Annotated in this window: 15 protein-coding genes; 1 reads left to right on the top strand and 14 read right to left on the bottom strand. The window is 45.1% G+C overall.

Annotation, left to right across the window (positions count from 1 at the left end):
• Position 1 precedes the first annotated feature (1 nt).
• The 3 genes from radA to PPO43_RS13435 all read right to left on the bottom strand — a co-directional run bounded on the left by radA (position 2) and on the right by PPO43_RS13435 (position 3531).
• Positions 2 to 1396: a DNA repair protein RadA gene (gene radA, locus PPO43_RS13425; RefSeq protein ID WP_272618623.1), complete on the bottom strand. Its 1395-nt coding sequence runs from the start codon at positions 1394 to 1396 to the stop codon at positions 2 to 4.
• Between the two features lie 260 nt (positions 1397 to 1656).
• A complete protein-coding gene (locus tag PPO43_RS13430) occupies positions 1657 to 2364 on the bottom strand; it encodes a response regulator transcription factor (protein ID WP_272618625.1) in 708 nt (235 codons plus the stop codon).
• A 186-nt stretch (positions 2365 to 2550) separates the two neighbouring features.
• Positions 2551 to 3531 carry a sensor histidine kinase gene (locus PPO43_RS13435; RefSeq protein WP_272618627.1) on the bottom strand — a complete coding sequence of 327 codons (981 nt, stop codon included), beginning with the start codon at positions 3529 to 3531 and terminating at the stop codon, positions 2551 to 2553.
• Between the two features lie 298 nt (positions 3532 to 3829).
• Here PPO43_RS13435 and PPO43_RS13440 point away from each other — a divergent pair, with 298 nt between their 5' ends.
• Positions 3830 to 8653, top strand: coding sequence for a T9SS type A sorting domain-containing protein (locus PPO43_RS13440; protein WP_272618629.1), 4824 nt, complete (start codon positions 3830 to 3832; stop codon positions 8651 to 8653).
• A 65-nt stretch (positions 8654 to 8718) separates the two neighbouring features.
• On the opposite strand, the gene PPO43_RS13445 is transcribed toward PPO43_RS13440, so the two are convergent.
• The 11 genes from PPO43_RS13445 to PPO43_RS13495 form a co-directional block, all read right to left on the bottom strand.
• Entirely contained in the window at positions 8719 to 9786 is a 1068-nt protein-coding gene (locus PPO43_RS13445; protein WP_272618631.1) for a tetratricopeptide repeat protein, read from the bottom strand.
• Positions 9787 to 10289: 503 nt separating this feature from the next.
• A complete protein-coding gene (locus PPO43_RS13450; protein ID WP_272618633.1) occupies positions 10290 to 11786 on the bottom strand; it encodes an MBOAT family O-acyltransferase in 1497 nt (498 codons plus the stop codon).
• A 5-nt stretch (positions 11787 to 11791) separates the two neighbouring features.
• Entirely contained in the window at positions 11792 to 12661 is an 870-nt protein-coding gene (locus PPO43_RS13455; protein WP_272618635.1) for an SGNH/GDSL hydrolase family protein, read from the bottom strand.
• Position 12662: 1 nt separating this feature from the next.
• The gene (locus PPO43_RS13460) at positions 12663 to 13709 is read right to left on the bottom strand and encodes an NAD(P)H-dependent glycerol-3-phosphate dehydrogenase (RefSeq protein ID WP_272618637.1); all 1047 of its coding nucleotides are present in this window, start codon (positions 13707 to 13709) and stop codon (positions 12663 to 12665) included.
• A 382-nt stretch (positions 13710 to 14091) separates the two neighbouring features.
• Positions 14092 to 14727, bottom strand: coding sequence for an STAS domain-containing protein (locus tag PPO43_RS13465; RefSeq protein ID WP_272618638.1), 636 nt, complete (start codon positions 14725 to 14727; stop codon positions 14092 to 14094).
• 85 nt (positions 14728 to 14812) lie between these two features.
• Positions 14813 to 15226, bottom strand: coding sequence for a DUF7793 family protein (locus PPO43_RS13470; RefSeq protein WP_272618640.1), 414 nt, complete (start codon positions 15224 to 15226; stop codon positions 14813 to 14815).
• Between the two features lie 99 nt (positions 15227 to 15325).
• Entirely contained in the window at positions 15326 to 15736 is a 411-nt protein-coding gene (locus tag PPO43_RS13475) for a DUF7793 family protein (RefSeq protein WP_272618642.1), read from the bottom strand.
• Between the two features lie 324 nt (positions 15737 to 16060).
• Positions 16061 to 16966, bottom strand: coding sequence for a GDP-L-fucose synthase family protein (locus PPO43_RS13480; RefSeq protein ID WP_272618644.1), 906 nt, complete (start codon positions 16964 to 16966; stop codon positions 16061 to 16063).
• A 3-nt stretch (positions 16967 to 16969) separates the two neighbouring features.
• Entirely contained in the window at positions 16970 to 17965 is a 996-nt protein-coding gene (locus PPO43_RS13485; protein WP_272618646.1) for a GDP-mannose 4,6-dehydratase, read from the bottom strand.
• Positions 17966 to 17982: 17 nt separating this feature from the next.
• Positions 17983 to 18738, bottom strand: coding sequence for a glycosyltransferase family 2 protein (locus tag PPO43_RS13490; RefSeq protein ID WP_272618648.1), 756 nt, complete (start codon positions 18736 to 18738; stop codon positions 17983 to 17985).
• A gap of 660 nt (positions 18739 to 19398) precedes the next feature.
• Positions 19399 to 21669 (bottom strand): efflux RND transporter permease subunit, encoded by a 2271-nt coding sequence (locus PPO43_RS13495; protein WP_272618650.1) that lies wholly within the window; start codon positions 21667 to 21669, stop codon positions 19399 to 19401.
• Positions 21670 to 22010: the final 341 nt, after the last annotated feature.

The raw sequence follows: 22010 nt of genomic DNA on the forward strand, positions 1-22010 counted from the left end.
TCTACTGAAACAGATCCTCAAAAAGTTGCTCTACCTTAGAGAGCGGGATAATTTCTATATCGTAATTGGCGGGATCAATTCCTTTCATATTAAACTTAGAAACGTAAATTTTTTCAAAGCCGAGGCGATTGGCTTCTTGTATGCGTTGTTCGATTCGTTGGACCGAGCGAATTTCTCCCGACAAACCAATTTCTCCCGCAAAACAAACATTAGAAGGCATGGCCACATCTTCCAAAGAAGAAAGTAAAGCGGCCACCACGGCCATATCAATAGCGGGATCGCTCACTTTTAGTCCCCCGGCCACATTGAGAAAGACATCATTATTGCCAAACTGAAAACCGCAGCGTTTTTCCAAAACGGCCAAAAGCATACTCAATCGGCGGAGATCGAAACCCGTGGCCGAGCGTTGGGGCGAGCTAAAAACAGAAGTGGAGACCAAAGCCTGAATTTCGATCAGCATGGGGCGAATGCCTTCTACCGTGGCGGTAATCGCCGAACCGCTGAGGTCTTCTTCTTTTTGGGTGAGCAAAAGTTCTGAGGGATTAGAAACTTCGCGCAAACCGCGGCCCTGCATTTCATAAATACCGAGTTCGGCCGTAGAACCAAAGCGATTTTTGATGGTTCGCAAAATGCGGTGGGTATAATTTCGGTCGCCTTCAAATTGCAGCACCACATCTACAATATGTTCCAGCAATTTTGGTCCCGCAATCGCCCCATCTTTATTGATGTGGCCAATTACAAAGACGGGAATATTAGTCTCTTTGGCAAAGCGTTGCAATTCAGAAGCACATTCTCGCACCTGAGAAACCGAGCCTGGAGGCGATTCAACATATTGCGAGCTCAGGGTTTGAATTGAATCGACCACCAAAACATCGGGGCCCAAAGTGGCCGCTTGCATCAAAAGGTTGGTCAAATTAGTTTCGGCCATCAAAAAGCAGTCATTATCGCGCAGTCCGAGGCGTTCGGCTCGCATTTTAATCTGTTGTTCGCTTTCCTCGCCTGAAACATAAAGCACTTTGCCCGAAAAACTCAGGGCCAATTGCAGCATCAGCGTAGATTTTCCGATGCCAGGTTCTCCACCAATCAACACAATTGATCCACTCACGATGCCGCCGCCCAAAACGCGGTTCAATTCTTCATCATCGGTGGGGCTGCGCACCGTTCCATCGCCCTGCACCTTAGAAATATGCGTGGGGCGGGCATGTTCTTGTTTTCGCCCTCTTTTTTGGGTCCAAGCGCCCTGAGTCGCCTTTTTGGCCTCCTGCTTGGCGCTCCCCTTCACCGTGACCTCCTCTTGCAGGCTATTCCACTCGCCACAAGCACTACAGCGGCCCTCCCATTTTAGGGAGACATTGCCACATTCTGTGCATACAAAACTTTTTTGCGTTTTAGCCATTTCTTTAATTTTGCAACAAATTAGTGGCGTTTTTTTGCTTTTGCAACTATTTGTTGGTGTTTTTTATATTGGGGCCCGCGGCCGCCCTTTATATTGGGGCGGCCGCCGCTAGGCTTCGCCGCTCGCAAGTCTGCTCGGCCCTGCGTTTTTTTCGCTTTGCTCAAAAAAACTGGGTCTGGCCTGCGGCCACGGCTGCGCAGCGCTGGGCCGATTGGCCCTTCGGGCCAAGCAGCTCGCTTCGCTCGCTGCTCTTTTTGGGCCTAATGTTCTTCTGGGGCCTGGAACTTATAGCCTACGCCACGGACCGAGAGAAAAAATTGAGGATTTTTGGGATCTTCTTCAAAATACTTGCGAAAAGAGAGGATAAAATTATCGATGGTGCGGGTAGAGGGGTAGACATCATAGCCCCAAACGGCTTGTAAAATTTGTTGTCGAGAAACGGATTCTCCTGCTCTTTCAATCAGCAATTTGAGGAGCATGCCTTCTTTTTTGGTCAGTTTAAAGCTTTGGCCATCTTGGCCTTTGGCGTTTTGTTCTTTAAAGTTGACGTAATTTGGACCAAAATGATATTCGTCTAGCGTATTGGCGCGGTGGTTTTGGCTTCTTTTGAGTAAAATCTGGATGCGGAGGAGCAATTCCTCTAGCATAAAGGGTTTGGTAATATAATCGTCGGCTCCTTTGCGGAGGCCTTGGATTTTATCGGCGCTATTATCTTTAGCGGTTAAGAAAATGATGGGAATTTCGCTATCGTGTAGGCGAATTTGTTCGCAGACATCGAGGCCGTCCATTTCGGGCAGCATAATATCGAGCAGAACGAGGTCAAAGTGTTGGCCCAAAAACTGGGGCAGCACGCTTTTGCCATCGGCTAGGCCAACTACCTCATAGCCTTCTAATTCTAAATTGAGGCTAAGGGTTTCGCGGATATTTTCTTCATCTTCGACTAAAAGGATTCGAGCAATATGGTCCATATATTATATATAGTATAAGTTTAGTGAGCTGTTTTGGCTGGGCTGATGTATGGCCTAGCGATGTGCAGGGGTGGCCGCAGGCCAGACCGAGCAAAAAAGCGCAGCTTTTTTGCGAAGGGCCGAGCGAGCAGCGAGCCCCGGAACGCAGCGCCTGCCGCAGGCAGGAGGCCCCCAAAAAACAAAAAATTATTTGATGGGCAACTTGATAGAAAAAATGCTGCCTTGGGGATGGTTCTCTCGGATTTGGATTTGTCCGTGATGGGCGGCAATTACTTTTTGGAGGATATAGAGGCCGAGGCCAGTGCCTTTACTTTTGCGGGTGCGTTCATCGCCGATGCGATAAAATTTTTGGAAAATGGCGAGGCGTTCGGTTTTGGGAATGCCGGGGCCTTGGTCTTTAACTTCGATCAAGAAATGATCTTTTTTTTGCCGTAACTCTACGCATAGAAAGGGGCTTTGGCCGGCGTATTTTACGGCATTATCGAGTAGATTATGAAAGGCGGATTGCAGCATACTGCGGTCGCCTTGGGGCATACAATCGAGTTGATCGTCTGAGATAAATCGAATTTCGTTGGGAAATCGGGGCTGCACCCATTGGATCACCTCTTGGAGTAATTGTTTGAGGTCGAGGCATTCAAAAATATATTGGTGGCCGCCTTCCACTCGGGCGGCCAGCAAGAGGTCTTGGACCAGCTTGTGGAGTCTTTGGTTATCTTGGAGGGCATTTTTGCTAAGTCGTTGGATTTGTTCGGGCGTAAGTTGTCGTTTTTGGAGTGTTTCTAGGACCAATTGGACCGAGGCGATGGGGGATTTTAGTTCGTGGGTGATAGAGAGTAAAAAATTTTGTTGTTGTTGGGCTAGTGCCCATTGTTTGCGTTGGCTTTGGACAATTTTGTAGACGCCGAGAAGGAGGAGGGAGAGAAAAACAAGGCCTTCGCCCATAATCATCATGCGTTGGCGGAAGTAGTGGCTTTGGGCCACTTGAAAACTGATTAGGTTTTGTTGTTCTTCTTTGGTGAGTTGGGGGTGTTTGGCTTCAATTTCTGCCTGTTGGGCGGTCCAAACGGCATCAGTTTTTGTTTGTAGGAGGTAGGCCCACCAACTGCCAGCGAGCAGGATATAGGCCATAACTAAATAGAGTAGAATATTTATAGAGCGTTGATTCATCTTTTTTTTGTTAAAAGGGGGGGAAGAAGTTAGCTGGGAAATTACTGTTTTTTGTGGGGAAGATAAATTTTAGGGTAAAATTACTAGAGTGCTTTGAGCTGTCCTAAAAGTTAAGGGAAGAATAAAAAAAAAGAGATAAAAGGGCTTAGGCAGTGGCCTTTTCTCTTAAAAAATTCGTTTTTTTAGAGATCAGATAATCAGAGGTCTATTAAGTAAAACCTTCTAGGAGCTAAGGGCTTTTAGCTGATTTTATAGAGTTTAAAATAAGGCGTTTATGTCCTTTAAATTGTCATACACTATGAAGCAAACAGTACTAATTTTTTTATCCCTTTTTTTATTGGGACAAGTTTTATATGCCCAACAAGGTTCGGTGAGTATGCAAAATACGAGTCATCCGGGGGCTATATTTGAGGTTTGTCCTGGTGATGTCGTCGTTTTTAGTTATACGGATTTGGTTTATTGGCCAGACTATTTTTATGTGGAACATACTAATGGGACTAATTCGGCTGTAATCATTCGGGAAGGTGATTTATATCAGGGGAATTGGTCGGCTACGGATAGTGAGGCTGAAGAGGACATAGATGATATGACGGGAGATTTTGGGGGCCCCAATGCTCAGACTAGACGAAATGGGGGGGATATCGATGCTTTGTTTGTTTCTGGGGCGACGCAGAGTGCTGCTAGTCCTAAGAATGGAACGATACCGTTTACTATTCCCAATGATATGGAGTCTTGTCGGATTATCTTTTATGAGCATGATGAGAATAGTGTTGGAGGTAATGATTATGCGATAGCGATTGATACTTTTTTCATTACGGTAGTTCAGCCAGAGCTGGATATTGTTGGTTTGGCCAATGCGATTTGTTCAAGAGATACAATTGCAATTCAGTTGAGTCCGCAACCTAGTACTGGTGCATCAACAGGAACTTCTTTGACGGTACGTGATGGAGGTGGAGGGCCTGTTAGTGGTGCATATTTGCAAAGTCCATCTGCTCAACCTGCTTATGTTGGAGCGAGTTATGATTTCATTCCAGACGGCTTAAATACAGTAACGACCCCATTGACGCAAAACTTAGCGAATAGAGATGTTCGTTTGCGTTATGTCTATACTCCCTATATGGTTACAACGGCAGCTAGTTGTAATGCAATTACTTATGAAGCGACAACCACTATTTATAATAATAGTATTGATTCGGTGAGTTTGGCTCCATTGACGAATAATTCGGATACGGTATCTATTGCTGTTAATGCTAGTGATCCTACTTATTTTGCGAGTTTAATTAACTCTAATCCTCCTATTCCAATTAGTTATTCGGGGGTGTATGTATTGAATGATCGTTTTTTGGGAGCAACTGCTGATTCGGGACGTTATGAAATTGGTGTTTTGTATAATAATAATGGTTGTACAGCTCTTTTGTCTGATACTGCGGAAATTTTAGATGTTCCGCCTCGTGTATTGCCAGAAACGCATTGTCGTTTGGATACGGCTTTGATTTTTGGTCGTGATACGGTAACTTTTCCTTGGGATCCAAACTGGGATGGTTTATCGGCTAGTGCCAGCAATACTCGAACTACACAAACGAGAGCCTATAAGATGACTGTATCTGCTAATCCTTCTTCTGCTTTAAGTACAGTGAATGGGACTCCAGGTCAGGAGGTGTATGCATTATCTCCAGCTCCAGGTGTAGATAGTGTAAGAGTAGTTATTGCTTATTATCGGGAAAGTAGAACACAGGTTTATAATACATCTACAGGAACAGTATCTAGCTCGACGCCTACAGAGCATTTAGTTGTTCGTTATGAGGAAGTGGTTTATGTAGTTGACCCACCAGAGGTTGTTATAGATTCTACGATTGCAGAAAACTATTGTAATTATGAGACCTTTGTGAATTTAGGCGGTTCTACGCCTAGCAATGGAAGTCATTATATTACAGCACGTAATGGAAATGCAGCGAATAGTTCTACTACTTTGGGGTCTGTCTTTAATCCGAATGCTGTTTATACTGCAACTAATGAAACCACAGATGTAAATTACTACCTAATTTATGAGGCAGGACAAGGAAACTGTACTGCTAGAGACACTGCTAATGTTCGTATTCTTGCGGATGTAGCGCTAGCAATTGCGGGGCGAAATTCTAGTGGATTAAGAAATACGAATAACCGCTATTGCACAAATGGAGGTGTAGATTTATTATCCGGGTTGCCCTCTCCTACATCCTATATTTCCTTGGATTCACTTATTGCTTCTCATGGTAATTTTAGTGGACCTGGTATTGTTGGAGATGGTCCTCTCTTTAATCCAGCTTTGGCAGGAACAGGATCCAAGACGATTACCTATACTTATATCAGCCAATATGGTTGTATTTCTTCTCTAGATTCTACTTTTACAGTTAATTTAGCTCCTGTTGCGGGATTGGAGACCGATCAAACAGATACGACTTATTGTGCTGATGATACGCTAGGTATTTTGACTGGGACGCCTTCTGGTGGAGCATATTCTGGCCCCACGATTTCTGGTCCAACAGATGTCCAGTTTAACCCCTCTATAGTGTATAGTCCAAACTTGCCCAATACCCCAGGTTATGTGAATTATGCCTATGTATATGAAGATCCAACTACTCTGTGTCGAGATACGGTAGAGATTGAGGTAAAGATTAACCCATTGCCTAGTTCTAATCTAAGTATGGCCAGTTACCATTTTTGTCAGGCCGCTGAACCACAAGAGCTATTTGGCTTGCCGACAGGTGGACGCTATTTCTTTGGAGATACAGCAGTAGCAAATGGAATTATGCATGGTGCTTTGGTGAATGGTCAATATGTACCTAATCCAAACTATTCGGATAGTACTCGCTACCCCGTGATGGTTCAGGATACCTTGATTTATGAAACAGAAGCGCTAAGCTGTACAGCTAGAGATACTCAGATTGTACAAATTCATCCTCATCCAGAATATAGCTTTTATGCTACACATGATACAACAGGCTTAGTATCAGATTCTACTGTAGATGCCTGTTTTGGAAGAGATACGCTCTTTTTCTATCCGCACTTACTTAGTGGGGTGGTCCTTAATTACAGTGGGCCAGGGGTGCTGTTTGAAAAGGAATTTATGATTTCTGATATTGCAGGAATCGGTACACATCGTATCCAAGCTGTATTTCAAGATACGTCAAATGCTTTTGTATCTTGCTTAGATACCGCCTGGGCCAGCTTCCATGTGCATAGCCTACCAAATGTAAAGTTGAGCGCAGATAATAGCTGTTCCACGGATTCAGTTCTATTTGTGATCAATAATGATAGTATGAACTTGACTGGAACAATACCCGGAACAACAACGCTTTATGATTCGATTACCACTGCAGTTTGGAACATGGGCGATGGAAATTCTTTTGCAGCTACTTATGATAATAATAACCAATTCTCCTCCTTTAATTATCCCTACAACGGCACAGGGATATTTGAAGCTTCGCTTTATGTAGAAAATAATAACTACTGTAGTGATTCAGATACGATTCGTGTATTGGTTTTGCCAAATGAGCAACCTAATGCCTTGGCTCCCTATAGCGAAGACTTTGATAGTGGGGCTAATGGTTGGGTAGAAGAAGCAGAAGGTCAAGCGCAATCGAGTAATCTTTGGGAGTGGGGCACACCCGCAGACCTAGATATTGCTCAAGATCATGGCCAAGTATGGATTACCCGAATAGATAGTACTTATGGAGCTGATGAAAGTGGTTGGGTCTATAGCCCTTGTATAGACTTAACCGCTCTAGATCGCCCAATGCTGAAACTGGATTTCTTTAATGAGACAGATGCTGGAAATGATGGAACAGTAATCGAATACTTTGATCCACAGACAGAAAAATGGTTGCCACTAGGGAATGTAAATCGAGGAATTAACTGGTATAATCAAGCTGTAGTGGCGGGTCGTCCTGGCGTACAAGATTTAGCTCCTAGAGGCTGGTCAGGGATCAACACAGATTGGGAGGATGCACGCTATTCTCTAGATGCCTTCAGAAATTATGATAATTTCCGATTTAGAGTGGCTTTTGGCGCAATTGGAGCATCTCAAACGCCTCTCCGAGGTTTTGCCTTTGATAATGTATGGATAGGAAACCGAGAGCGAAATGTTCTTTTGGAGCATTTCTCAAATGCAGGAGTGGTCAATATGAACCCAATTAACCAATATGTCTACAATCTCGTCTATCGCACGCCAGCCGTTCGAGACGTAATCTTACTCCAAATCAACAATGAAGATCCAGCCTTTGACCCAATGAATAGCCTGAACCGAGATGACCCCTCTGCTAGAGCCTCTATTTATGGTATAGACGGTGTAAGTGCCAAGGCTGTAGTTGATGGTCGCCGCTATGGCCAAAATCCACCAAATTCAGCAGATTTGCGCACAGTGGATTTTGAAATGGATATGTTGGAAGATGCCCGTTTTGATATTCGCCTGGAACCAATAGCTTTTATCGGAAATAATAATTTGCAAATCAATGCAACCTTAATTGCAAAGGATACGCTGGCCGCCGCAGATTATGACCTACAATTAGTCGTGACAGAAGATTCTGCAGTCTATTTTGCCAATGGAGTGAATTTCCAAACACACTCTTTGCTTCGCAAAATGTTACCCGATGCTGCTGGTACGCGATTTAACCGTAGCTGGTTGCCTGGTGATAGCGTTCAGGTTTCAGAAGTATGGACCTATAATCCGAATAATATTGATACTGCTCATTTGGAGGCCGTAGCTTTTGTTCAAGAGGATGCTGCTAACAGCCGAACCATTTATCAAGCAGTAATGACAAGAGATATTACAGAGTATATAAATGCATTAAGCACAGAAGAGTTGGTCGAAGCTCAAGCCCAAGCCCATCAAATTAACATGGCTTTGCTTTCGCCAAATCCCGCAGTAAATTATACGCAGTTGCTTTTTGCAGAACCCCTTAGCCAAGATTTTCAATGGAAACTCATCGATCTTCAAGGTCGAGTACTATCCCAAGGAGAACTAAGCGCAGGTAGTCAAACAGTTCGCTTTGATTTACACGATTTACCCGCAGCAGCTTACTTTTTACAAATTGGAAATGCCAATTTTAAAACCACTAAGAAGTTTACGGTGATTCGACCATAAACCTCAATTGGACTAACGATAAAAGGCCCCAACGCTTACGCGCTGGGGCCTTTGGTTTTTATCAACTATTTGCCTTTTAATAACTCCATCAAATCAGCTTTAGCCTGTAAGTTTTTTAAGCCCTCAGCTCGCCCCACCAAAGCCAAATGACTAAATAATTTCCGCTTTTGAGGATCTTTGACTTTCTCTAAAAACTCCTGATAAACAACCTCAAAAAGACTGGTTTTTTGCCAATATTTCGCCTCAGTATGTTGGCCCAAAAATAACCAAGCGATAGCAATCAATTCACTCAATTGTTCCGTCGGATTCTCCAAATAGAGCGCCTGACTTGTATCTTGAAGCAACTCGGCAGCTTTTAACGGATGAACGAGCTGCAAACTTTCTGAACTAGGCGCCGCCCCCTTTAAAGGCGAAAAGTCTAAACCAAAATCAGGCTTTTGATTTTCCCGAGCCGCCTTTTCCGCTATTTCGCAATGCTTGGCCCAATCTTCCCCCATCAACTGCTGCTCCAAAATCTGCCAAGCCGCCTTTTTATAACTGCTTTGTGGCTCCCGAACCAAGCCATAACTAGCCGCCATAACAGCCAATTCAACCTCGTTTTGCCGCTCGGCCAATTGCGCTAATTGAATGAAATCACTGCCCGTCGCTTTGGGTAAGGCACAAATTTTTTCTAAGTACTTTTGCTGCGCCTTCTGATCCTTTTCCAAAACAGCTAAATAGTGGTAGTTCCGCAAAAAGTCAATTTGTTCCCCCTCCAATTTGATGACCTTGTCGGTCAAACGCTTTAACTTTTTAGCCTCTTTCTGATCAATATATAAGCTGGATAAGGACTGAAATGCAGAGGGAAGCAAACGCTCTCCCTTTTTTATTAAAGACTGAAAAGCCTTTTCGGCCTTAGGATACTCCTTTAAACGCAAATAACAATTGCCAATCTGCAACTGAAAAAGATCCTTATTTTCAGCTTCAACTTGCTTTTTCCCCTCCTGAAATTCAAGTAAAGCCGCCCGATAATCTGCCTTAATAAAGTAACTTTGGGCCAGTTTATAGTCCTTTTCAGCCTGTGGACTAAGCTTGACCTGTGCCGCTAACCAACTGCTTAAGGCCAAAAAAAGAAATAGAAAAATTGTTCTCATAGTTATGTATTTTCTTTTTAGATGTTACTAAGACGCTCTTTGGCGCATCTTTGTATCAATTTTTGGGGCTGCCCCTCCCTTTGGTCGGGTCGGGCTGTTTCGCAGCTCGCTGATCGCTCGGCCCTGCAGCGGCAAAGCCGCTTTGGTCTGGCCCTTCGGGCCACTGCTGTCCATCCCTCAGCCTGCGGCGGCTTCGCCGCCTGCGAGACCCAAAAAATGGCCCATTCTCCCCAAGGGATTCCTTAAGGAATCCCGCAGAGGGGAGGGTGGGCGGGTTATTTTAAAGCATGAGGAGCCTAGCGACGAATACCACTTTAAAAGGAAGCAATTTAAAGGCGGAACAAAAATGCTTATAAGCAAAAAAAGATCGTTGAGCGGCCCAGCGCTGCGCAGCCGTGGCCGCAGGCCAGACCAAAGCGGCAACGCCGCTGCAGGGCCGAGCGAACAGCGAGCGGCGGAGCCTAGCGGCGGCCGCGATAAAGGGCGGCCGCGGGCCCAAAAAACTAAAACTGAAAGTAGATAAAAGGTGCTACATCAGCCGATTGAAACTGAAAAATGAGAATTAGGGCCAACAAAAAAATCAAAGCCTGAAAAGCCCAAGGCAATTGCCCAAAAAAGTTTTGCATATTCTGTTTGTCCCGATCCGAAAATAAATGCAGCAAAAGGGCTAAGCCCAAAAAGACGAGCACAGTAGGCCGCGCCAGCCAAAAAGCATCCCATTGGGCCAACTGCCAATTTGTAAACAAGCGAGCAATCAATAAATTGCTGCCCTCAAAACTGCCCATCCGAAAATAAACCCAAAGAAAGGCCACAAAATGAAAGTTGAGGACCCAAGCCAAAACCGCCCAAACTTTGCCTTTGGGCCGATTGGTCCAAAGTTTCCAAGCTTTGTGCAACATCAAGCCCAAACCATGCATGCCACCCCAAAATACAAAGGCCCAAGAAGCCCCATGCCAAAACCCACCAACCAACATGGTGATCATCAAAAAGAGGTACTGCTTAAGCGGCCCCTTGCGGTTGCCCCCCAAGGGAATATAGATATAATCGCGCAACCAAGAAGATAAACTGATGTGCCAACGCCGCCAAAAATCCGTAATATTCAAGGCGCGATAGGGCCGATGAAAGTTGTCGGGCAACTCAAAACCCAAAAGCAAGGCAATGCCAATCGCCATATCCGAATAGCCTGAAAAATCGCCATAAATCTGGACCGTATAGGCATAAATGCCAAGCAAAGCCTCTAAAGCTGTTTGCCCTTCGGGCTGACTAAAGACCAAATCTACATATTGGCCCAGATAATCTGCTAAAAGCGCCTTTTTGAGCAAACCCTTTAGAATAAGGAAAAGTCCCGTACCTAATAGCGCTTTGTCTAAGAAAAAGGCAGTGCTATTGGCCTCCTCTTCCTGAGCTGGCCGATAATAAATTTTGCGTCCCAATTGGGGCAGAAAATCAATAGCTCGAACAATGGGCCCCGCCACCAATTGCGGGAAAAAACTAAGGTAAAAGGCAAAATCAAGCAAAGAAGTCGCTACGGGAATCTTTCCTTGCCGCACATCCACCAAATAACTAATCGTCTGAAAAGTAAAAAAGGAAATGCCCACGGGCAAGACCAAATTGTCAATCAAAGAAACGTCAAAGTCTAAAGCTTTAAGGTTGCCAATAAAAAAATTGGCGTACTTATAATAGAGCAAAAAGCTAAGATTGACCAAAATGCCAAGGGTTAAGAGTTCTGGCGGCGATTTTTCCTCCTCTTTAGGAGGGAGTAATTGGGCAAAAAAGAAATTGAAGAGGATACAAAAGAGCAGCAAGAAGACAAAGCTCCCACTAGAAATATAGTAAAATAGCAGGCTAAAGGCCGTCAAATAGGCTAAGCGAGCCCCTTTATGGCTAACCACCAAGCCATAGGCCGAAAATAAAAGGCTGAAAAAGAAGAGAAAACGGCCACTATTAAAGATAAAGGGCATATCCTTCTGATAAGTTAGCAGGTCTAAGAGCGCTTGCATCTCGCTTATTTGTTGAGTTCTAGAATACGGACCGAATGCCCTAATGCCCGCTCTGGCAATAGACTATCTAATTCGGTTTTTACATAAGTTCGCTGCTCTGCCTTGGGCAGAGGTGGCCAAATCCAGCAGTGATTTTTATAGGCACTTTGCTCAGCAAACCATTTTAAATAAGCCTTGGCCCAAATAGCACTGGCCTTTCGAGTAGGATGAGCTCCATCGCTTTTGCGGGCCAATTGATCACGCAATTCAATAGAAGGGTAGTAGTAACTAGGGCCAATTTCTTCTTTCAAAATCTGGTTAAAGCCATTATCCGCCTTCCAATTGGGCGGACCAATCCAAATAAAGGGAATTCCCTTGGCCTGCTCCTTTATATCTTTAATATAAGGCCGCCGATCTTCTATATTTTTAAAGAGCGTTTCATTTCCCCCCACCGAAAAGAAAATAATATCAGGCTGATAATCCTTGATTAACTCTTGCAGCTTTTTCTTTTTACTCCATTGGGTCGTATGCGAGCCATACCAAATGCAACTAATGATTTGATGACCATGAGCCTTGGCTTCCTTTTTTATGCTCGCCTTGAAATGCTCAATCATCGAGTCACCAGCCAATAAGATATATTTTGAGCTGCTATCTTGCTGGCTCTTGGCCGCTGTTTTATCTTCTTTGGGCTCCTTCTCTTGCTCCAAACTATCGCTTTTGGACAGAGGGGCAGGAATATTTACTTGCTCCTCTGCTTGTTCATCTTGCAGCCATGCGCGTAGCCCTGGCGCATCAAATGTAATACTCCAACTAGGCGGCAATTCTATTTTTGCCAGGGTAAAAAGACCCAACCAAAGCAAAATCAAGATGCCCAAAATTTGCCAATAATACCGCATCTTACAAAAAGTCTACATCTACCGCATAAGGGTAGGTCATCAAAAAATGAATGGCCCGCTCTAGCTCCATTCCCTTGAAAACCACACGGTAAACAATTTCAAAGATGGGACTATTGATCTCTAAAGCTTGACAAAGCTGGTTAATAATCTCAAGCGTCCGAAAACCCTCCACCATATCGCCATCTTCTCCCACAATTTCCTGCATGGGCGTTCCTTGGGCCAAAGCCACTCCCGCCTTATAATTTCGACTTTTGGTTGAAGAGGCCGTCGCAATCAGGTCGCCAATACCAGCCACCCCCAAAAAAGCTTTTACATCGGCGCCCATCGCCTTACCAATATGAACCATCTCAGAAAGTCCACGAGTTACCAATAAGGCCCAAATATTCATTCCCAATCCTCTTCCTCCCAAAAGTCCAGCAGCCAAAGCCACCACATTTTTCAAGGCGCCAGCCAGTTCCGCCCCCAAAATATCATGAGTTCCATAAACCTGAAAACGAGAACTGCGCAAAGCCGCCTGCCCCATCTTAATCACTTCCGTATAACGGCTCGCAATTAGGGTAGCCGCAGGCTGATGTTCCTGAATCTCGGAGGCTAGGTTAGGGCCAGAAAGACAACCCACCCGACAAGCCAAACTCTCCAACTCAATCAATTGGCTCATGGTTTTAATATGCTCAGGCTTAATTTTTCCCTCCTTAGGGGCCAAAGATCGATCTAAGCCCTTGGTCGCATGAATCAAAAAATGTTGCGGATTGAGCAAAGGCCCCAACTGTTGCATCATGCTTCTGAACCCCTTAGAGGGAACAACAGGAAAAATTAACTGACAATCCTTAGCGACTTCTTCTAAAGAAGTCGTGACCCGAATTTTAGGCGAAAGTTGGGCATATTCCCCTTCGCGAGCCTGCATTTTAGCTTTATTTTCCTCTCTGCGGGTATAAATCAGAATATCCTCCACATTCTCGGCCAACAATCCAGCTATGGTCAAACCAAAACTACCGGCACCAATAACGCCTACGGCCTGCTCAATTTTAATTTTTTGATATTTACTCACGAGTATCTATTTTTTCTGCTGTTTTTGGGGCTGCCCCTTCCGCTGGGTTGAAACCCAGCGCAAAGCGGTATCGCTTTGCGAAGCTATACAAAATGAGGGTTAAAACCCTCATGAATCATCGGGCGGGTCGGGCTGTGTCGCCGCTCGCTGTTCGCTCGGCCCTGCAGCGGCGTTGCCGCTTTGGTCTGGCCTGCGGCCACGGCTGTCCATCCCTCAGCCAAGGCGGCTAAAAGCCGCCAAAGGCATCGCTACGCGATCGTTAAAATGCAGCGGCTAAAGCCGCTGTTTGGACCAAAATGTTCCTTTCCTCTGGGCAAAGAAAAGCCATTTTCTGGCAACTTAGACAGAAAATGGCTGAATATTCTTGCTTGAAGATCAACTTTTAGTCTTCATCCTCATCCTGGCGCTCCAATTGGAAGCCCGTTTGACGGAAGGCATAATCTAGAGCATCTTTCATGCTCCCTGTAGTCTTGAGCTTGTCAATATCAATCCCTAGGTCCACAATAGTTTGAGAAACCGCAGGTGTAATTCCAGACAAAATAGAACGACATCCCATTAAGCGAGTAGCCTTGGCAATTTTAATAAAGTGATTGGCCACAAATGTATCTACGACCGTCACACCTGAGATATCTAGGATGAAAATTTTGGCCTGACTGCGAGCAATTTCATGTAAAACCGTATGTAGTACATCTTCTGCACGCTTAGCATCCATAAAACCAACCAAAGGAAGTAATAAAATACCCTCCCAAAGTTGAGCAATAGGGGTAGACATTTCAAGTAGAGCCCCTTCTTGCTCACGAGTAAGGCGTTCCAGCTCTTCATTCTGGGCCTCTAGCTCCGAACGGCTAACTACCGAAGATTCTAGCTCTTCCGCTAGCATATTAATTCCTAAGGCAATTGTGTTTAGTGGGTTGTCAGACTCATCAACTAGGGCCTTTTGAGAAAAGTCGAGGCCAGCCATTCCACTAATGACTTCAATGAGGTTATTTAAGCGATCTTCATCGTTGAGAAAGTCCATCTTTATGTCGTTTTATGGCCAGAAGGCCCTTGTTAAACTCAAGGTAACAAAACTAAGTAAAAAATGCTAAACTTTTTAGCATCCTTTACAGCTGTTTTAGCCATTCTATCGCTTTTTCTTCATTTGTAAACAGCCTAGTCTCCTCATCGCCTTTTAGGGTACCCAACACAAAATTTCCAAGCATTTTAGAAAGTTGGCTATTGGTAATTAGCGCAGTTCCCTGAATATAAGGAGCAAAGCTTTTGGCTTCTGCACCACGCATGTAATCTCTAGTCTCTTTAGAGATTCTGCGCACTTTAGAAAAATCAACAAGTACCTTTAAGGGCCTGTTTTCTTGAATGGACAGCTCTTTTAAGTAGAGGTAACTACTTTTCATATGATCCAATTCTATCGGAACCTGTTGCTCTTTGGGAGAGTCCATGTAGATAATATTGTCTACGCTACGATAATAATATGTTGGGCCAATAATTTTGAGTAGCTCTAGTTTTTCGTTATTCATCTTATTTTTTTAGGGTTGTTGAGAGGCTAAAACTAATTAGATAATTCTACAACCACTAAATTATGAAGATAAACTGTCTGTTAATTTTGCAATAAGTATTCAATCAAAACTTTGTAACCATTCTATTGCCTTTTCTTCTTGGGTAAATAGCTTTAAATTATAACCTTTTACGACAGAAAGTAAAACATTGCCCAACAGCTTTGAAATAGAGTTTTCTATAACAAGGGCAATACCTTTACTATAAGGCGAAAATTCTTTTACTTGCTCACTTCTCAAGTGGTGTCGGGCTTTGAGAGGAAGATGTTTAAGGGCACTAAAGTTAATGAGAATACAAAGCGGTTTTTGTGTTTGGAGAGAGTACTCCTTAAAAAACTGTAATGTATCGCTAATATTTTCAGCTGTGATTTGTGGACTGTTATTAGTAAATTTACCGACCAAAATTTTATCGGGACGTAAATAGTACTCTATTGGCCCAATAGATTTAAGCAATTGGAGATCTTCTGTTATCATGATAATATGGGGTTTGATATTCTGGCTGCTAATGTACATTTTTTTAAATAAAAAAAAATGATATTTGTTGTACCAGAAATAAAAAGGTCCGAAACAACTGTTTCGAACCTTTTTGTCCTTTAGGGTTTAATGCAGCCCTATCATTTTCTTAGTGTCAATAGGCCGACCGAAGGGAGGACTGGCCTAGCGATGTGTAGGGGTGGCCGAAGGCCAGACCGAAGCGCTTTAGCGCTGAAGGGCCGAGCGAGTAGCGAGCCCCGAAACGTAGCGCCGACGAGCGAAGCGAGGCGGAGGCCCCACAATTAGCCTACTATTCATTAAAAACTACTTTCGGATTTGCGGATAATTTTCCTCAAACCAGCTAATCGTTTTCTTTAGGCCCTCATAAACAGGCGTAAATTGAAAGTCGGGCAAAAGCGAACGAATTTTACTGTTGTCGCTAGGTTTGCGAAATTGTCCATCGGGCTTGTCGCTTTGCCAAATGAGCTTGCCCTTAAAGTTTAAAAGCTCGACAATCATTTCGACCATTTCTTTGATAGAGACCTCCTCTGAAGTAGAGAAAATCAAAGGTTCGGCCTCCGTATAATTGCTGACCGCCCAGTCACTGAGCTGCGCCACATCTTCCGAAAAAATAAATTCTCTGAGCGGCTTGCCCGATCCCCAAACCGATAAATCCTCGCCTTTTTCACGAGCCAAAAAACAGCGATGAATGAGGGCGGGTACCACATGCCCATTCTCCAAATCAAAGAGATCGTTGGGCCCATAAATATTGGTGGGAATGACCGAAATATACTCCAAACCATACTGCTCCCGATAGGCCTGCAGCTGCACATCGACCATGCGTTTGGCATAGGCATAGGCGTCATTGGAGCGGTGTGGGGGACCCAGATGGATTTTTTGCGCATCTAGGGGATAACTCACTTGGTCGGGAAACACACAGGTGGACAAAAAGGCCAGTAAGCGCTTGGTTCCATGCAGCCGAGCCGCCTCAATAACATGGGTGTTCATCAAAACATTTTCTCGAAAGAAATCTCCTTTTTGATGCATATTGGCCCAAACTCCACCCACCTTAGCGGCGGTATGAATGACCTCCTCGGGCTTTTCTTTTTCAAAAAAGGCATTGACCGCCTGCCAATCACCCAAATTGCAATCTTTACGGCCAATTTTTAGGTCGGCCGGAATAGCAGAACCCACCATGCCCGTGCCGCCAGTTACTAATCGTTTTGCCATAACTTAATTGCGGATATTAGGATTTTTCTCATAGAAATCAAACCAGTGATCGACCATTTCGTCCATCATCTGCTCAAAGCTATATTCGGGAGTCCAGCCGAGCAATTCTTTGGCTTTGCTCGCATCTCCTTTTAGATCGTGTAATTCTTCGGGACGGAAATAACGCTCAGAAGTCGTCAACTGCGTCTCGGTATCCAAACCTAAACGATCAAAAACATAATCCACTAGATATTGGACCGAATGCGAAATGCCCGTAGCACAAACAAAATCATCGGCCTGCTCATGCTGCAAAATCATCCACATGGCGCGCACATAATCCTTGGCATGTCCCCAATCTCGAGTAGCCTGCGTATTGCCCAAAACCAATTTATCGGTATAGCCCAATTTGATGCGCACCGCCTCTTTGGCCACTTTGTTTGTTACAAAGTTAACTCCTCGTCTAGGCGACTCATGGTTAAAGAGAATGCCATTAGAGATATACATTTTGTAAGAGTTGCGATAATTGCGGCAGATATTATAAGAGAACACCTTGGCACAACCATAAGGCGAAACTGGATTCATGGGCGTCGTCTCTCTTTGATAGCCATCGGCATCGATATTATTGCCAAACATCTCCGAAGAACTCGCTTGATAGATGCGGGCTTCAGGGCAAGTTAGGCGAACAGCCTCCAGCAAATTCAGGGTACCCATACCCGTCACCTGAGCGGTATAAATAGGCTGGTCAAAGCTAATGCGAACATGAGATTGGGCGGCCAAATTATAGATTTCGCAGGGCTGAGCCTTCTGCAAAACCTGAATCAGCGAAGCCATATCGAGCATATCGGCATAAGCCAATTTTAGGCGTTCGTGCCCATAAATATCATTGAGGCGATAGGTTTGGTTTTCGGCTACAGAATTTCGCTTGAGGATTCCCCAAACTTCATAACCTTTATCAAGGAGAAACTCGGCCAAATAAGAGCCGTCTTGTCCGTTAATACCCGTAATTAATGCTTTTTTCATGAGACGCTAACTTAACTTTAGTGTGAAATTTTACCTCTTTTGATAGCCTGCCCAAAGATCTGAACATGCTCCCAGAGGGTGGGGAAGAGGCCAAAATGCTGGCGAAGAATATGGAATCGCTCAATCAGAGAAGCTCTGCGGTTTCTAGCCGAGAGTCCCCCTTTTAGAAAGGAACAGAGCACCGTTTCGGTATCTCTAAAGCTTTTGGCTTGCTGAAGCGTACGAATCGACCAGTCGAGATCGGCCACCAGACCATAATCCTCAAAGCGGTAATCGGTCCAAATATCTTTGTGTGGAAACATTGCCTGATGGCAGATCACCATCCCATTCCGAAAGCTTTTCCAGCTCAACTCCTCTGGCGAGGGATGCTTTTTATGCCAAGGAATTTCCGTCCCCGCTTCATCCAATACTTTCACCCGACCATAAACAAAATCCTCATTTTGTCCAGCCGCAAAAGCTTGGCTTAAAGTAGTGGGTTCTAGGGCCAGGTCGCCAGCATGCAAAAACCAAACATAATCGCCAGTGGCGTGCTTCATGCCCTTATTCATGGCATCATAATTATTTTTGTCTGGCTCAGAGAGCAAAAAATCCACCTGCTCCCCATATTGCTCTACAATCTTGAGCGTATTATCCTTACTTCCCCCATCAATAATGAGGTATTCAATATTGGGATAATCCTGCGCCGCCACCGATTCCATGGTTTGGGCCAAAACCGCCTCGCAATTATAAGCTACGGTAACAATAGATATTTTGGGTAGTTCCTTCTTTTCCAAATGTTCGCTGTATTAGATTCTCGCAAATGTAAGAAGCCCTAAGCATAAGTAGGGGAGAAATGCCTAAAATATTTTGTAGGGGAGGGATTTGAGGCCTCCGACGAGCGAAGCGAGGCGGCGGTTACTCCCTTCGGTCATCAAGGACAGACAAAAGTCCTTGTTGTTGCAGTTCACTGTTATTTAGGGGCCTCCGTCTCGCTTCGCTCGTCGGCGCTACGTTCGGCAGCTCGCTGCTCGCTCGGCCCTGCGCAAAAAACAAGTTTTTGCTGGGTCTGCGGCTTTGCCGCACTGCCTACCATCGCTAGGCCGCTCAGCTGTCTTTTTCTTTGGGCTGTTTTCTTCGGCGGCTGGGCAGTTTTGGGCCCATGGGCTGAAGCCCGCTGTGGGTTTCAACCCACAGGTTCAAAAAAAACAACCGCCAAACAATAAGCGCTGAAAAAAATCCCCTCGAATGAGGGGATGACGATTTTTTCGATAGCCTAGGGCCTTGGTCCTAGGGCTGGCCGAAGGCCAAATTGGCCTAGGGGCCTGTAAGGGTGGCCGTTAGGCCAGACCGAGCCGCTGCAAGCGCCGAAGGGCCGAGCAGACCTGCGAGCCCTGCAAGGGCCCGGCCGCCGAAGGCGGCAGGCCCCAAAAAAATAGGATCATTTAAACGATAAATTACTCCTGCAGCTCTTCCCCAAAGCGCAAAATCAAGGCAGGCAAGAGCAAGAGATCCGCTAAAAGGGCCAGAAATAAGCAAATACTGGTGTACAAGCCAATATAAAAGGTGCCCATAAAGCTAGAGAAGAGCAGGCAACTAAAGCCACTAACCAAAATCAAGGTCGTAACGACAATGGCTTTGCCCGTTCCTCGGAAACAAGCCCGAAGCGCCTCGGCCTTGCTCTTGGCTTTCTGGCTAGCCAAGCGATAGGCGGCCATAAAGTGAATGGAATCATCGACAGCAATGCCAAAGGCAATAATGAATAGGATAGACGTGGAGATTTTGATGTCAACGCCATTCCATGCCATCAAGGCGCCTACCAAAGTCAAGGGTAAGATGTTGGGCAAAAGGGCAATGCTGGCCATACTCCAAGAACGGAAGAGATACAACATGAGCAGAAAGATAAAGACAAAGCAAAGCAAGAGCCCATAAAAGACATTATCTGCAATACACTGATTGTTGATGTCCATCAGATAGGCCGAGCCCGTCAACCGATAATCAATGAGCTGATCGAGCTGTTGGTCTTGAATAAATTGAGCCAAAGCAGCATGCCGCTTTTGGGCTTCTAAACTTCCCATATCGGGCATTTTGCCAGCAAAACGTCCCGTTTTTCCATCAGCCAAAACAACCAAGGGATAACGCCCATTGGCCAAGAAATTAGCCTCAATTTTTTGGGCCTTTTTCCATTCTGCTCGACGCTGAGGCAGCCGATAATAGTCCGCCTTGCCCGAATGCGTCATCCGATTGGCCATTTTGAGGCGGGCCAAGGGGCTAAACATGCTCCCCAAGCCATAATCCTTTAATAAGTACTGCTCCAATTGGTCCAAGGCCCGCAAAACGGCCGTATCTGCTAGGGTTTTGCTGCTGTCTTTTAAGACAATCTCCATCTCAAACTGCCTGGTCCCCTTAAACTCATTTTCAAAGAAGCGAGAATCTACAATTTGTGGGTGCCGCTCACTTAAATCGTCTAGTACATGCTGGTTGATCCGCAACTGACTGCTGCCCCAAAGGCCCAGAACCATCAAGACGGAAGCGCTAATGATAATTTTCCCATAATGCTGCTCCACCCAAAGAGCCAAATGCCCCAGTTGCTGTTGCCAAAAGTCGTCTTTGGCCGCTTTGAGCTGGAAATTTTTTTGACTTATACTGATTAGGGCCGGAAAAAAGCTGTAGGTCAGCAAAAACGCATAAATAAGGCCCAAAGAAGCAAAGGCGCCTAGGTTAATCAATGGACTCACATTGGAAAATAGCAGGCTCAAAAAGCCGATTATGGTGGTCCCACTGGTCAAAATAGTGGCCGTTCCTACCTTTTTTATGGCCCTTTTGAGCGCCTGTGTTTTGGGCTGTCCCATTTGTAGCTCTAGCAAGAATTTACTAAACAAATGGATGACATTGGAAATCCCAATAATGAGGATAATAGTCGGAATCATGTTAGAGATAAAGTCAAGCGTAAAGCCCAACCACATCATCGTTCCCAAGGTCCAAAGTACGGTAACGCCAACCACCGAAAGCGGCATCCATATCCCCCAAAATCTTCGGTAACTAAAGAAAAGGGCAATAATAATGACCAAAATAGAGAGACCGACAAAGGTGGCCACCTCCTGCCTAGACAAGTCGACAAAAGTGGTTTGCCCATAGCATTTTCCCGCAAAATGCAGGGCCTTAAATTGCTCAAAAGGCTGAATTAGACTATCTATTTGGCCAATTAGTTGGGCGCAATCCTCGTACTGCATGCCCTCTTTTTGTTGCATCAAAATCAAAACAGATTGCTGGTCCTCGGCAAAAAGTTGGCCCAGCAAATCGGGCCGTTCAATTACCTTTAGGCTATCTTGAGCTAGCCGAGCCGCCGAGCTATCTAGGGCCAGCAGCGGACTGCTATTCATCAGATCCATAAAAGGAACATAGCGATAAACTTCCTGTTTGGTCGGTCCAATCAGTTGCTCAATTTCGGCCAATTGCAGCAGGCTATTACTCAGGCTATCCACCTCTTTCAGAAACTCGGGCTGGTAAATATGGGCCCCTTTGCACTCTATGCCCAGCAAAATATAGTTGTTATCCCAGCCAAAACGCTCGACATAACCCTCAAAAAAATCGGTTTCCTCATGTTCTAGAGGGTAAAAATGGCGCAGATCAAAATCAAATTGTAGTCGGCTAATGACTCCCCAAAGCATAAAAAGGCTAATCAGGGCGGTGGCTAGCAAGATGCTGATACTCTGTTTCTTATTCAAGTTTGTTTTATTTTCTGTTTTTGGGGCTTGCCCGCCCTTGCGGGCGGGCCGGGCTGGGTATTCCCGTTGGTCATCGAACTGGCGCCCCTGCGGGGCTGGTTGTCGCAGCTCGCTGATCGCTCGGCCCTTCGGCGCTTGCAGCGGCTCGGTCTGGCCTAACGGCCACTGCTGTCCATCCCTAAGCCGGGCGGGCTTAATGGTGCCCTAGATTGGTTTTGCAGGGGCTCAAGTTCGCAAAAATAATAGAGAACTCTGATCCTGCTTGATATTTTGTGTTAGCTCCCTTTCTGCAAAGGCTACTTATTGGAGCGCTATCTTGAGCCCAAACATTATTTTATTAG

Source organism: Saprospira sp. CCB-QB6 (assembly GCF_028464065.1).
GTDB lineage: Bacteria > Bacteroidota > Bacteroidia > Chitinophagales > Saprospiraceae > Saprospira.

Coding starts and splice junctions, on each gene's coding strand:
- radA (WP_272618623.1), bottom strand. CDS start 1,396: ATGGCTAAAACGCAAAAAAGTTTTGTATGCACAGAATGTGGCAATGTC.
- PPO43_RS13430 (WP_272618625.1), bottom strand. CDS start 2,364: ATGGACCATATTGCTCGAATCCTTTTAGTCGAAGATGAAGAAAATATC.
- PPO43_RS13435 (WP_272618627.1), bottom strand. CDS start 3,531: ATGAATCAACGCTCTATAAATATTCTACTCTATTTAGTTATGGCCTAT.
- PPO43_RS13440 (WP_272618629.1), top strand. CDS start 3,830: ATGAAGCAAACAGTACTAATTTTTTTATCCCTTTTTTTATTGGGACAA.
- PPO43_RS13445 (WP_272618631.1), bottom strand. CDS start 9,786: ATGAGAACAATTTTTCTATTTCTTTTTTTGGCCTTAAGCAGTTGGTTA.
- PPO43_RS13450 (WP_272618633.1), bottom strand. CDS start 11,786: ATGCAAGCGCTCTTAGACCTGCTAACTTATCAGAAGGATATGCCCTTT.
- PPO43_RS13455 (WP_272618635.1), bottom strand. CDS start 12,661: ATGCGGTATTATTGGCAAATTTTGGGCATCTTGATTTTGCTTTGGTTG.
- PPO43_RS13465 (WP_272618638.1), bottom strand. CDS start 14,727: ATGGACTTTCTCAACGATGAAGATCGCTTAAATAACCTCATTGAAGTC.
- PPO43_RS13470 (WP_272618640.1), bottom strand. CDS start 15,226: ATGAATAACGAAAAACTAGAGCTACTCAAAATTATTGGCCCAACATAT.
- PPO43_RS13475 (WP_272618642.1), bottom strand. CDS start 15,736: ATGATAACAGAAGATCTCCAATTGCTTAAATCTATTGGGCCAATAGAG.
- PPO43_RS13480 (WP_272618644.1), bottom strand. CDS start 16,966: ATGGCAAAACGATTAGTAACTGGCGGCACGGGCATGGTGGGTTCTGCT.
- PPO43_RS13485 (WP_272618646.1), bottom strand. CDS start 17,965: ATGAAAAAAGCATTAATTACGGGTATTAACGGACAAGACGGCTCTTAT.